The sequence below is a fragment of the Paraburkholderia sp. BR10141 genome (assembly GCF_056155635.1).
This window is the reverse complement of sequence record NZ_JBMIQH010000073.1, coordinates 1-12,443: the sequence shown is the minus strand read 5'-3', so window position 1 is coordinate 12,443 and position 12,443 is coordinate 1. Positions and strand designations below refer to the sequence as shown.

The following is a 12,443-nucleotide window of genomic DNA, read 5'->3' as shown; positions in this document are numbered from 1 at the left end:
AACCACAACGTCAACGATCAAGGTTGCAAAAACGGGGGTGACCATAGATTTTTTTGTCCTTATTTTTCGATCGCGCTCTGGGAGGCGGCAGCGAACGCGGGCGGCGTGGGGAAGTACACGCCCGCGCGCTGTGCCGCATTGGCGATGTGCGCCTCGATCGCCTCGCCGGCCGCCGCCGAGTCGCGCACCTTCAGTGCCACCACGATCAGGCCGTGTTCGCGATGCGTAGAGAGCACGCGCTCGCGCCGGTAGAACGGCATGCGCTGGCTCTCTTTCATGATGTCGGCGCTGCTGCGCAGGATCGATTCGATCGCCGCATTGCCCGCGAGATTCACGATACGCATGTGGAACTCGAAGTCGAGCTGCGCGGCTTCGTCGAGTTCGTCGCAGGCGAGGGCGCTGTGCAGCGCCTCGGTGTTCGCTTCGAGCCACGCCACGTCGGCATCGCCGATGGCGAGCGCCGCCATGCGCGCGGCGAAGCCTTCGAGCGCATAGCGCATCTGGTAGGTGTCGGGCAGCGACGACTGATCGGCGAAGCGCCACGGGTGAGCGTTGGTGGCCTGCGCGCTCGTCACATACACACCCTTGCCCGCGCGGATCGACAGCATGCCGAGCGCTTCGAGCGTCGAGAGCGCTTCGCGCAACGATGCGCGGCTGATCGCCAGTTCCTCGGAAAGCTGCCGCTGCGCGGGCAGCAGGCTGCCGACCGGATACAGGCCGCCCTCGATCCGTTCGCGGATCGTGGCGATGGCGGCGTCGGTGACGGTGTGCGGAACGTTCTTCATCGGATGGCGCGGGCAGCTTTCGCGTGGTCTGACCGGTATTGTAGTCCCGTCCGGAGCACCCGCATGGTGCATCGCGTCAACGCCCGTGCGCCGTGGGACAAGGCGTGGCGCTCCGGCCCGCACACTGGTCAGACCGCGCAAGGGTAAACACCGCGCTTGCCAACCTTGACTCCGGTATATCGGCTTCCTACTATCCGCCATAACAGTGCTGGTCAGACCAGTCAGAACAGTTGCTTGCTCCACCCCTGCTCAGTAGGAGACAGTCGTGACGAAGTTCTTCAATTCGCTGTTTGGCCGCGTAGTGATCGCCCTCGTACTAGGCATCGTCGTAGGCGCGGTGTTTCCGCATTTCGCTCAATCGCTGCGCCCGTTCGGCGACGGCTTTCTCAAGCTCATCAAGATGGTGATCGGGCCGATCGTGTTCTGCGTGGTCGTGAGCGGCATGGCACACGCGGGCGACCTGAAGAAGGTGGGCCGCGTCGGCCTGAAGTCGGTGGTGTACTTCGAGGCGATGACCACCGTCGCACTCGTGATCGGCGCCGTGCTCGCGTATGTCACGCGTCCGGGCGCGGGCATGAACGTCGATCTGCACTCGCTCGATGCGGCCTCGCTTGCGACCTACACGGAGCACGCCAGGAGCCTGAAGGACACCGCGGGCTTCCTGCTGAAGATCATTCCCGACACCGCCTTCGACGCCTTCGCGAAGGGCGACATCCTGCAAATCCTCGTTTTCTCGGTGTTGTTCGGCAGCGCGCTCTCGCTGCTCGGCCCGAAGGCGCAGCGCGTGAACAGCCTCATCGACGAACTCTCGCAGGTTTTCTTCCGCGTGATGGGCTTCATCATCAAGCTCGCGCCGCTCGGCGTGCTCGGCGCGATCGCGTTCACGACCGGCACCTACGGCGTCGCTTCGCTCAAGCAACTCGGGCTGCTCGTGATCGTGTTCTACGCGAGCTGCGTCGTGTTCGTTGCGGTCGTGCTCGGCATTGTCATGCGGCTGGCGGGCTTCAACGTGTTCAAGCTGATCCGCTACCTGCGCGAAGAACTCTCGATCGTGCTCGGCACCGCTTCGTCCGACGCCGTGCTGCCGCAGATCATGCGCAAGCTCGAATGGATGGGCGTGAAGGATTCCACGGTGGGTCTCGTTATCCCGACGGGCTACTCGTTCAATCTCGACGGCTTTTCGATCTACCTCACGCTCGCCGTGATCTTCATCGCGCAGGCAACCAACACGCCGCTCTCGATGCACGACCTCATCGTGGTCGTGCTGGTGTCGCTCATTACCTCGAAGGGCGCGCACGGCATTCCCGGCTCGGCGATCGTGATCCTCGCCGCCACGCTCTCCGCCATTCCCGCGATTCCCGTGCTCGGCCTCGTGCTGATCCTGCCGGTGGACTGGTTCGTCGGCATCGCGCGCGCGCTCACCAACCTGATCGGCAACTGCGTCGCGACGGTGGTGGTCGCAGTGTGGGAGCACGACATCGACAAGGCGCGCGCCTGGCGTGTGCTGAACCTCGACGAAGGCTTTCTCTACGTGCCGGCAGGCGACAGCGACGCAGACACGGCGCATGGCGAAGACGGTGCGCTCGGCGGCAAGCACGCGCACGCCTGACCCAGCACTCGGCATTCGTTTTCCTTCGATCAACTGAACAACCCAAGCGAACGACACCATCATGGCCATTCCGACTCTCGACCCCAACGCCCCCGCCTTCACGCGCCGCTACATGAACCTCGCCGATCCGCGTCTGGGCGCCCGCGCGCTCCACGCGAGCGACGAGTTCTTCGCGCCGAAGGAGCGCATGCTCGATCCGCAGCCGGCGGTCTTCATCCCCGGCAAGTACGACGACCACGGCAAGTGGATGGACGGCTGGGAAACGCGCCGCAAGCGCACGACGGGCCACGACTTCTGCATCGTGCGCCTCGCGCGCCCGGGCGTGATTTACGGCCTCGATCTCGACACGAGCCACTTCACGGGCAACTTCCCGCCGGCGGCTTCGATCGAGGCGTGCTACGCGCAGTTGGGCGACGACGAAACCCCCAGTGACAACGCCGACTGGCAGACCATCGTCCCGGCGACGACCTTGCAGGGCAACCAGCACCACTATGTCGAAGTGAGCGATACGCGCGCGTTCACGCATTTGCGCGTGAATCTCTATCCCGACGGCGGCCTCGCGCGTCTGCGCGTGTACGGTCAGCCCCGGCGCGACTGGAACACGGTGGAGCGCGGCAGCCTCATCGATCTCGCGGCGATCGAAAACGGCGCTTATCTGGTCGCGGCCAACAACCAGCACTTCGGGCTCGCTTCCACGATCCTGATGCCCGGCCGCGGCGTGAACATGGGCGACGGCTGGGAAACGCGCCGCCGCCGGGAGCCGGGCAACGACTGGGCGATCGTGGCGCTCGCGCGGCCCGGCATCATCCGCAAGGTCGAAGTGGACACGGCGCACTTCAAGGGCAACTACCCGGACCGCTGCTCGCTGCAGGCGGCGACCGTGACGGGCGGTACTGACGACTCGCTCGTCACCCAGGCGATGTTCTGGCCGGAACTGCTCGTCGAGCAGAAGCTCGAAATGGACAAGCAGCACGTGTTCGAGAGCGGGATCGCGGCGCTCGGCCCGGTCACGCACGTGCGTTTCAACATCTTCCCGGACGGCGGCGTCTCGCGCGTGCGCTTGTGGGGCGAACTGGCTTAAGCGAGGAGCCGCGATGCAGATCCTGCACATGGAACCCTTGACGCGACAGGCGTTCGCGCCGTTCGGCGACGTCATCGAACTCGAAGGCGCGCGCCATTTTCCGATCAACGGCGGCACGACCGAGCGCTTTCACGATCTCGCCGCCATCGACGTGAACGAGGCGGGCGGCCGGCCCATCGTCAGCGTGTTTCGCGCCCAGCCGCGTACGTGGCCCGTCGAGATTGCGATGATGGAGCGACATCCGCTAGGCAGTCAGGCGTTCGTGCCGCTCGGCGAAGCGGACTACGCGGTGGTGGTCGCGCCCGCGGGCGAGTTCGATCCGGCCGGCTTGCGGGCGTTCTGGGCCGGGCGCGGGCAGGGCGTCAACTACGCCAAAGGCGTCTGGCATCACCCGTTGCTCGCGTTCGGGCGCGTGAGTGACTTCGTCGTGATCGATCGCGGCGGCACGCAGCCGAACTGCGACGAGATCGCGCTCGTGCGGCCCTGGCGGCTTGCGCAAGCCGACACGCCGCTCGTGCCCGCCTGAGGTCCGGCCCGTTTTTCGCCAATACCGGCTCCCCAAACGAAAACGCCACGGCAGATCTGCCGTGGCGTTTCCTTTTCTGCAGCCCGCAAGCCGCAAGCGGCGGTCAGTGCTTGCGGTGCGGGCAGTTTTCCTTCGTGCATGCGCCGTAGAGCGCGAGGGCGTGCTCCTGGAGCTTGAAGCCGCGCTCCGTGGCGATCATTTGCTGGCGCTTTTCGATTTCGGGGTCGAAGAATTCTTCAACGATGCCGCAGTCGAGGCACACGAGGTGGTCGTGGTGACTACCCTCGTTCAGCTCGAACACCGCCTTGCCCGATTCGAAGTTGCTGCGCGTGAGCAACCCGGCCTGCTCGAACTGGGTGAGGACCCGGTAGACCGTGGCGAGGCCGATGTCGAGCTCCTCGTTCAGCAGGTTCCGGTAGACGTCTTCGGCGGTCAGATGGCGCACGGGGCTGTGCTGAAAAATCTCCAGGATCTTGAGGCGAGGCAGCGTCGCCTTGAGGCCGATGTTCTTGAGATCGGTTGGATTGGTCATGACGATAAGTCCCTGGAGTACAATGCTAGGTTGTTATGTTAATGCGTTTTTGCCGTTCCGGGCATTTTCGCCAGAACTTCGAACGATCTTCTACAGAATACGCGCGGCTTCGCGAAAAGCCCGCACGGTGAGGGAAATGATTCCAGAATTCACAACGATCGGCCGGCGCATGCACGGCGGCCGCCTGGCGTGCACCCTGCTGGCTGCGGCCGCGTTCGCGGCGCTCGCCGGCTGTAAAACATACGACAGCGTGACGCAGCGCGTCGCCCAGAGCATTACGCCTTACCGCATTACCATCGTGCAAGGCAATTTCGTCTCGGCGGAAGCCGCGGCGCAGATGAAGGTGGGCATGTCGCGCGCCGAGGTCAAGCAGCTGCTCGGCACGCCGCTCCTCACCGACATGTTCCATGCGAATCGCTGGGACTACATCTTCTATTTCAAGCGCGGCTCGACCGCCGTGGTCCAGCAGCGTGACTTCGTCGTGCTGTTCGAAGGCGACCGCGTAGCGAGCTGGTCGGGCGGCGAAGACCTGCCCTCGAACCTCGAACTGCTCGCCGAAATCGACGGCGACCGCACCGGCAAGAAGGCCGTCGCGGCCGCGCCGGCCTCGGGCGCTTCGGCGCCGGTGGCGGCTGCAGCAGGCGCGCCCGCGCAGGCTTCGAGCGCGACCGGCCCGACGGTTGGCGACACGGCGCGCACGCCGTCGTCCGAACTCGGCACCGCGACCAACGCACTGCCGCAGGACGCCAACGCACAGGCGGCCGCCGCCGCGAACCGCGCCACGGAAGCCGTGCAAACCCCGTCGGGCTTCACGCCGTCGGTGCGCGCGGGCAATCCGCAGTCGTCGGCGCTGCCGCAGAACGTCGGCACGATGCCCTCGCAGGTTCAGCTGCATCGTCAGCCGCAGCCGCAAATCCAGGGCGTGCCGCCGAGCAACCCGGTTGGCCCGACCGCCGGCGCGCAAGGCACAGGCGATACCAATGCGGCGCCGTCAGGCCCCGCACGGGATTCGTCGCTCGCCGCGCCACCCACGGTGCCGGCCTCGGGGGCTGCTGCGGCTCCGAGCAACTGACCCGGCTGACCCAGCCGGTAACACAAGCAGGGCGTGGTGCGCGAGGCGCGCCACGCCTCGATCCGGCGGCCGGGGTGTCACCACCACCGGCCGCCGCGTTTTTTGGCGGCGGCGCTGCGTGGCGCCTGGTAGCACCCGGCACCGCGGCCCGCGACACAATGGCAGGAAGACTCATGAAAATCGCAATCGCGGGGGCATCAGGCCGCATGGGCCGCATGCTTATCGAAACCGTCCTGAATTCGCCCGACGTCACGCTCTCGGGCGCGCTCGTGCGCAAGGGCTCGGCCGCCGTCGGCCAGGACGCCGGCGCGTTCCTCGGCAAGGACACCGGCGTGCGCATCACCGACGACATCGAGCAGGTCTTCGCGCAAAGCGACTGCCTGATCGACTTCACGCGCCCCGAAGGCACCCTCGTGCACCTCGAGGCGGCGCAGCGCCACGGCGTGAAGATGGTGATCGGCACGACCGGCTTCGACGCCCAGCAAAAGGCGCAACTCGGCGCGGCCGCGCAAAAGGTCGGCATCGTGTTCGCGGCCAACATGAGCGTGGGCGTGAACGTCACGCTCAAGCTGCTCGAATATGCGGCGCGCTTTTTCGAGACCGGGTACGACATCGAGATCATCGAGGCGCACCATCGCCACAAGGTCGATGCGCCCTCGGGCACCGCGCTTGCGATGGGCGAGGCCGTGGCGCACGCACTCGGTCGCAATCTCGACGAATGCGCCGTGTATGGCCGCGAAGGCGTCACGGGCGAGCGCGACCCCTCGACGATCGGGTTTTCGGCGATTCGCGGCGGCGACATCGTCGGCGATCATACGGTACTGTTCGCGGGCATTGGCGAGCGCATCGAGATTACGCACAAGTCCTCGAGCCGCCTGTCCTATGCGCAGGGCAGCGTGCGCGCCGCGCGCTTTCTGCAGGACAAGGCCCATGGCCTGTACGATATGCAGGACGTGCTCGGCCTGCGCTGAGCGTTTCCCCTACGGTCCGGCGCCTGCGCCGGACCGACAGTGAGCGAGGTCCGATGGCAGCGAGTTCCGGAGTCATTCACTATCTGCAGACGGGCGACGCGGTCACCCACGCGGTTGCGTGGGTATTGCTCGCCATGTCGGTCGCGAGCTGGTGTTTCCTCATCATCAAGAGCTGGATCCTGCTGCGCGCGAAGCGCCAGGGGCCACGCGCCATTGCGCGCTTCTGGCAGGCGCGCACGCTCGCGGACGGCGTTGCCGCCATGCGTCCGGTCGACCGCGAGCGCGTGTTCCTGCCGCTGGCTCAGGCGGCGCTCGCCGCCGAGGAAGCCGACGCGCCCGGCGCGATGCTCGCGCGCGTGGATCGCGGCGAGCGCGTCCTGCGGGCGCTGCGCGGTGCGCTGCAGGCGTCGCAGCGGCGCCTCGAATTCGGCCAGGTCCTGCTCGCCTCGGTGGGCAGCACGGCGCCGTTCGTCGGTCTGCTCGGCACCGTCTGGGGCATCTACCACGCGCTCGGCAGCATTGCCGCGAGCGGCCAGGCGATGATCGAGAACGTGGCCGGCCCGGTGGGCGAGGCGCTCATCATGACGGCCTTCGGTCTCGTCGTCGCGATTCCTGCGGTGCTCGCCTACAACGTGCTGGGTCGCCTCGTGCGCCAGCTCTGCGACGATCTCGACGGCTTCGCCCACGATCTGCACGCCTATGCCTGTGCGCCCGAAGGCGCGCCGCTGCGCCGCGAAGGTGCGCACGGCGCGATGCGCGAAGGCGCGCGCGCCGAGTCGTAGGAGGCAACGCGTATGGCATTCGGCGGACTCGAAAAGAAGCGCGATACGGCACCGATGTCGGAAATCAACATGACGCCGCTCATCGACGTCATGCTCGTGCTGCTCGTCATCTTCATCATCACGGCGCCGCTCTTCTCACACGCGATCCGGCTCGATTTGCCGAAGGTCGCCGCCGAGCCCGCGCAGCAAACGGCGCAGACCGTCACGCTTTCCATCGACGCCGCCGGCAAGCTCTACTGGAACGCCCAGCCCATCACGCTGGACGAACTGCGCGCGCGCTTCACGGCAGCGGGCAAAGAGCCCGAGTCGCAGCAGCCGGAGCTGCAACTGCGCGCCGCGCGCGAGACGCGCTACGACGTGATCGCGCAGGTGATGGGTGCCGCGCAGCAGGCCGGTCTCACGCGCCTCGGCTTCGTGACCGAGCCGCCCGCCGGCGCTCACTGAAGACGCCACTGCGCACGCCGCTGAGCGCGCGCCAGTCAACGGTATAATCAACGTTTCCTTTAAAAACGGGCCCCGCGAAACCGCCGCAATCTGCCGGTATCGTGAACGGCCGGCCCGGTGCATCCGGCACCGAAACGGCCCGTTTCCAGCGTTCACCATCCACACCATGCTCGAAAAATACGTTCCCTCCGACGTCGAATCCGCCGCGCAAGGCGAATGGCGCGCCACCGACGCTTACCGGACGGCCGAGAAGACCGACAAGCCCAAGTTCTACTGCGTCTCGATGCTGCCGTATCCGTCGGGCAAGCTGCACATGGGCCACGTGCGGAACTACACGATCAACGACGTGATGTACCGTTACCTGCGCATGAACGGCTACAACACGTTGATGCCGATGGGCTGGGACGCGTTCGGCATGCCCGCCGAAAACGCCGCGATGGCCAACAGCGTGCCGCCGGCCAGGTGGACGTACGACAACATCGAATACATGAAGGGCCAGATGCAGTCGATGGGTCTCGCCATCGACTGGTCGCGTGAAATCGCCACCTGCAAGCCCGACTACTACAAGTGGAACCAGTGGTTCTTCCTGAAGATGCTCGAGAAGGGCATCGCCTACAAGAAGACCGGCACGGTGAACTGGGACCCGGTCGATCAGACGGTGCTCGCCAACGAGCAGGTGATCGACGGGCGCGGCTGGCGCTCGGGCGCGCTGGTGGAAAAGCGCGAAATCCCGATGTACTACCTGCGCATCACGCAGTACGCCGACGAACTGCTGAACGACCTCGACGGCCTGGGCTGGCCCGAGCGCGTGAAGATCATGCAGCAGAACTGGATCGGCAAGAGCTTCGGTGTGAACTTCGGCTTCCCGTACGAGCTGGATGGCGAGAAGAAGCTGCTGCGTGTGTTCACCACGCGCGCCGACACGATCATGGGCGTGACCTTTGCGGCGATCGCGGCCGAGCATCCGCTTGCCACGCGTCTCGCGCAAGGCAAGCCGGAGTTGCAGGCGTTCATCGACGAATGCAAGCGCGGCGGCGTGGCGGAAGCCGACGTCGCGACGATGGAAAAGAAGGGCGTGCCCACGGGCTTTACCGTGACGCACCCGCTCACGCACGAGCAGGTGCCGGTGTGGATCGGCAACTACGTGCTGATGAGCTATGGCGAAGGCGCCGTGATGGGCGTGCCGGGCCACGACGAGCGCGATTTCGCGTTCGCGCAGAAGTACAACCTGCCGATCAAGCAGGTCATCGCCGCAGAAGGCGAGACCTACTCGCTCGACGGCTGGCAGGAATGGTACGGCGACAAGGAACGCGCCGTTTGCGTGAACAGCGGGAAATACGATGGCCTCGCCTACACGGCGGCCGTGGACGCCGTCGCGGCCGACCTCAAGGCGCTCGACCTCGGCGACAAGCAGGTCACGTGGCGCCTGCGCGACTGGGGCATTTCGCGCCAGCGCTACTGGGGCACGCCGATCCCGATCATCCACTGCCCGAGCTGCGGCGACGTGCCGGTGCCCGAAAAGGACCTGCCGGTCGTGCTGCCGGAAGACCTCGTGCCGGACGGCACGGGCAACCCGCTCGCGAAGTCGGAAGCCTTCCTGAACTGCAAGTGTCCGACCTGCGGCGCCGACGCGAAGCGCGAAACCGACACGATGGACACCTTCGTCGACTCGTCGTGGTACTTCTACCGCTACGCTGCGCCGGATGCCGTGAACATGGTCGACGAGCGCACCGACTACTGGATGCCGATGGACCAGTACATCGGCGGCATCGAGCACGCGATTCTTCACCTCTTGTACTCGCGCTTCTGGGCGAAGGTCTCGCGCGACCTCGGCCTCGTGAAGTTCGGCGAGCCGGCGAAGAACCTGCTCACGCAGGGCATGGTGCTCAACGAAACGTTCTATCGCGAAGACGCTGCGGGCAAGAAGACCTGGTACAACCCGGCCGACGTGACCGTCACGCACGACGACAAGGGCCGCCCGATCGGCGCGACGCTCAACAGCGACGGCCAGGCCGTGGTGCTGGGCGGCGTGGAGAAGATGTCGAAGTCGAAGAACAACGGCGTCGACCCGCAGGTGCTGATCGACCAGTACGGCGCAGACACGGCGCGTCTGTTCACGATGTTCGCGGCGCCCCCCGAGCAGCAGCTCGAATGGTCGGGCGCGGGTGTGGAAGGCGCGAGCCGCTTCCTGCGCCGCGTGTGGGCCTTTGGCCACGCGAACGCCGAAGCGATCCAGTCGCGTGCCTCGTTCGACGCGGCGGCGCTCACGGACGTCGAAAAGGCGCTGCGCCGCGAAGTCTACAGCGTGCTCAAGCAGGCCGACTTCGACTACCAGCGCCTGCAGTACAACACCGTCGTATCGGCGGCGATGAAGATGCTCAACGCCATCGACGGCGCCAAGGGTGCGGGTGCGGGCGTGCAGCGCGAAACGTTCGGCGTGCTGCTGCGCGTGCTGTACCCGGTCGTGCCGCACATCGCCTTCGAACTCTGGAAGGCGCTCGGCTACGGCGATGAATACGGCACGCTGCTCGATGCACCGTGGCCGAAGGTCGACGAAAAGGCGCTGGAGCAGGCCGAAATCGAACTCGTGCTGCAGGTGAACGGCAAGGTGCGCGGCGCCGTGACGGTGGCCAAGGACGCACCGAAGGACGCGATCGAGGCGGCTGCACTTGCGCACGAGATGTTCGTCAAGTTCGCGGAAGGCCGTGCACCGAAGAAGATCATCGTCGTGCCGGGCCGCCTCGTGAACGTCGTGGTCTAACGAGGCAAACCAAGGCCATGTGAGCGGCGTAGCGCGTGAAGCACCGCGCGGCGCCGCTCCGCCGACACCGGCGACTCTGTCGCGAACCCAGGGAGTCCATGTGATTCGCAGATCGTTTCTCAGGTTGTTCCCGCTCGTGGCGGGCAGCGCGCTGGCCCTCTCGGCGTGCGGCTTCCAGCTGCGCGGCGAGGAGAACTTCGCCTTCAAGCGCCTCGCGGTCGTCGGCGCGCCGCCGCCGCTCGTCGGGCGCCTCTCGCGTATGGTCGAAGGCGGCAGCGATTCGGTGGTGGTCGACTCGGTGGCCAACGCCGACGCCGTGCTGCACATATCCGAAGGGCGCAGCTTCAGCACGCTCACGCTCAATTCACTCGGCGCAGTCGTGGAATATCAGGTCAACTATTCGCTGAACTATACGCTGACGAGACCGGATGGCAGCGTGCTGATCCAGCCGAGCGCCATTTCGCTGAATCGCGCGATGACGTACAGCGATCAGTTCTCGACCGCCAAGACGCAGGAAGCCGATCTGCTATTCACCGACATGCAGAACGACGCCGTCGACCAGCTCATGCGGCGCCTTGCCGTGCTCAGAACGATCAACCCGACGCCCGATCAGGTCGTGCCGGGTGTCGCGCCGCGCGCACCGCTGCCGCCGCCGCCGCTGTAATGCGCGCGGTTTCCATCTACTGAGCGACCTTCGACCGAGCGCCATGCAACTGCGACCCGACGCACTCGAACCGCACCTCGCGCGAGGGCTGGCCGGCCTGTACGTCGTCTATGGCGACGAACACCTGCTCGCCCAGGAGGCGTGCGACCGCATCCGCGCGGCTGCGCGCGCGGCGGGCTTCACCGACCGTTCGGTGTTCACCGTCGAGCGAGGCTTCGACTGGAGCTCGCTCCTCGGCGCGAGCCAGTCGATGTCGCTGTTTGGCGATCGCCAGCTGGTGGAGTTGCGTATTCCGTCGGGCAAGCCCGGCAAGGAAGGCGCGGACGCGCTCAAGACGCTCGCCGCTGCCTCGAATCCCGACGTGCTGATGCTCGTTACGCTGCCGCGCCTTGACGCCGCCACGCAGAAGTCTGCATGGTTCACGGCGCTGGCTGATAACGGCGTCGCGCTGAAGATCGATCCCGTCGAGCGCACGGCACTGCCGAACTGGATCGGCCAGCGTCTGGCGCTGCAAGGCCAGCGCGTGGCGCCAGGCGAGGACGGCCGGCGCGCGCTGCAATTCGTGGCAGAGCGTGTGGAGGGCAACCTGCTGGCGGCGCATCAGGAAATTCAGAAGCTTGGGCTGCTTTATCCGCAAGGCGTGCTGAGCTTCGAGCAGATTCACGACGCCGTGCTCAACGTCGCGCGCTACGACGTATTCAAGCTCAACGAAGCGATGCTCACAGGCGACGTTGGTCGTCTCGCGCGCATGCTCGACGGGCTGCAGGGCGAAGGCGAGGCGTCGGTGCTGGTGCTGTGGGCCGTGGTCGAGGAAATCCGCACGCTGTTGCGCATCAAGCGCGGCGTGGCGGCGGGCAAGCCGCTCGCCATGCTGCTGCGCGAGAACCGCGTGTGGGGGCCGCGCGAGCGGCTCATCGGGCCGGCGCTGTCGCGCCTGAGCGAAGCGACGCTTGAGCGCGGTCTCGCGCTCGCGGCGCGTCTCGACCGCCAGGTCAAGGGGCTTTCGGGTCAATCGCGCGCGGACTGGCGCAATGCGCTGCCGCCCGATGCATGGGACGGCCTTTTCGAACTCGCCATGACCGTGGCCGCGCCACGCGAAGGCGCACCGCAGGCGCGCGCCGCTGCCAGTGCGCGCGCCGCTGGAGCGCCACCACGCGCGCAGCCGGGTGCTCAGCCAGCTGGCCCAGCCGCGGCAGCCGCCGCCGCGGCCGCGGCC

Annotated in this window: 12 protein-coding genes; 10 read left to right on the top strand and 2 right to left on the bottom strand. The window is 66.4% G+C overall.

Features of this window, described 5'->3' with window-relative positions; translation table 11 throughout:
• Nucleotides 1-59: 59 nt before the first annotated feature.
• Nucleotides 60-785: a FadR/GntR family transcriptional regulator gene (locus ACOJB8_RS40090; RefSeq protein ID WP_475017748.1), complete on the bottom strand. Its 726-nt coding sequence runs from the start codon at nt 783-785 to the stop codon at nt 60-62.
• Nucleotides 786-1,050: 265 nt separating this feature from the next.
• On the opposite strand from ACOJB8_RS40090, the gene ACOJB8_RS40085 reads away from it, so the two are divergent.
• From ACOJB8_RS40085 to ACOJB8_RS40075, 3 genes are all read left to right on the top strand, one after another.
• A complete protein-coding gene (locus ACOJB8_RS40085; RefSeq protein ID WP_342950331.1) occupies nt 1,051-2,394 on the top strand; it encodes a C4-dicarboxylate transporter DctA in 1,344 nt (447 codons plus the stop codon).
• Nucleotides 2,395-2,455: 61 nt separating this feature from the next.
• Nucleotides 2,456-3,475 carry an allantoicase gene (gene alc / locus ACOJB8_RS40080; protein WP_475017745.1) on the top strand — a complete coding sequence of 340 codons (1,020 nt, stop codon included), beginning with the start codon at nt 2,456-2,458 and terminating at the stop codon, nt 3,473-3,475.
• A gap of 13 nt (nt 3,476-3,488) precedes the next feature.
• Complete coding sequence (locus ACOJB8_RS40075) at nt 3,489-4,001, top strand: ureidoglycolate lyase (RefSeq protein WP_475017743.1); 513 nt, start codon at nt 3,489-3,491, stop codon at nt 3,999-4,001.
• Nucleotides 4,002-4,104: 103 nt separating this feature from the next.
• Here ACOJB8_RS40075 and fur read toward each other — a convergent pair whose 3' ends face one another.
• Nucleotides 4,105-4,533 (bottom strand): ferric iron uptake transcriptional regulator, encoded by a 429-nt coding sequence (gene fur, locus ACOJB8_RS40070; RefSeq protein WP_069268417.1) that lies wholly within the window; start codon nt 4,531-4,533, stop codon nt 4,105-4,107.
• A 136-nt stretch (nt 4,534-4,669) separates the two neighbouring features.
• Here fur and ACOJB8_RS40065 point away from each other — a divergent pair, with 136 nt between their 5' ends.
• The 7 genes from ACOJB8_RS40065 to holA form a co-directional block, all read left to right on the top strand.
• Entirely contained in the window at nt 4,670-5,605 is a 936-nt protein-coding gene (locus tag ACOJB8_RS40065; protein ID WP_342950334.1) for an outer membrane protein assembly factor BamE, read from the top strand.
• A 173-nt stretch (nt 5,606-5,778) separates the two neighbouring features.
• A complete protein-coding gene (gene dapB, locus ACOJB8_RS40060) occupies nt 5,779-6,576 on the top strand; it encodes a 4-hydroxy-tetrahydrodipicolinate reductase (protein ID WP_110385363.1) in 798 nt (265 codons plus the stop codon).
• Nucleotides 6,577-6,629: 53 nt separating this feature from the next.
• A complete protein-coding gene (locus tag ACOJB8_RS40055) occupies nt 6,630-7,358 on the top strand; it encodes a MotA/TolQ/ExbB proton channel family protein (RefSeq protein WP_475017739.1) in 729 nt (242 codons plus the stop codon).
• 12 nt (nt 7,359-7,370) lie between these two features.
• Nucleotides 7,371-7,802 (top strand): ExbD/TolR family protein, encoded by a 432-nt coding sequence (locus ACOJB8_RS40050; RefSeq protein ID WP_342950335.1) that lies wholly within the window; start codon nt 7,371-7,373, stop codon nt 7,800-7,802.
• 166 nt (nt 7,803-7,968) lie between these two features.
• Nucleotides 7,969-10,563, top strand: coding sequence for a leucine--tRNA ligase (leuS, locus tag ACOJB8_RS40045; RefSeq protein ID WP_069268422.1), 2,595 nt, complete (start codon nt 7,969-7,971; stop codon nt 10,561-10,563).
• 100 nt (nt 10,564-10,663) lie between these two features.
• Nucleotides 10,664-11,227: an LPS-assembly lipoprotein LptE gene (locus ACOJB8_RS40040; protein WP_069268423.1), complete on the top strand. Its 564-nt coding sequence runs from the start codon at nt 10,664-10,666 to the stop codon at nt 11,225-11,227.
• A 43-nt stretch (nt 11,228-11,270) separates the two neighbouring features.
• A partial coding sequence (gene holA, locus ACOJB8_RS40035) for a DNA polymerase III subunit delta (RefSeq protein WP_475017736.1) occupies nt 11,271-12,443 on the top strand: 1,173 nt, incomplete at its 3' end.